Genomic DNA, 265 nt, shown 5'->3' with positions numbered 1-265 from the left:
TGAACGGCACGCCGCCCATGTCGAGCGTGTGCGTGGTCGCCAGCCCTTCCGCCCGGCCTTCCTCGGCGGTGCGCCCGGCGGCGAGCGCCGCGGCGATGGCTTCCTCCACCTCTTCCAGCGCCTTCTCACGGGCGCCTCCGAGCATGGTCTTGTCCCGGTCCTGGGACGGCACGCGGCCACCGCCCGGCAGGAGGGCGCCAGCGGTTTCCTCCTTCCAGCGGCGGGCAACGAGGAGCGCCTTGGCCTGGTCCTTGATGTAGGCCAG

The 265-nt window shown here is 72.8% G+C and carries 1 protein-coding gene; it reads right to left on the bottom strand.

All coding sequences use genetic code 11. From position 1 onward, the window contains the following. Positions 1-265 (bottom strand): hypothetical protein (locus tag JT719_RS24815; RefSeq protein ID WP_207436454.1); only part of this gene is annotated, 265 nt, incomplete at both ends.

It is taken from the genome of Sabulibacter ruber (assembly GCF_017355955.1).
GTDB lineage: Bacteria > Bacteroidota > Bacteroidia > Cytophagales > Hymenobacteraceae > Nibribacter > Nibribacter ruber_A.
This window is presented reverse-complemented; position numbering and strand designations above follow the sequence as displayed.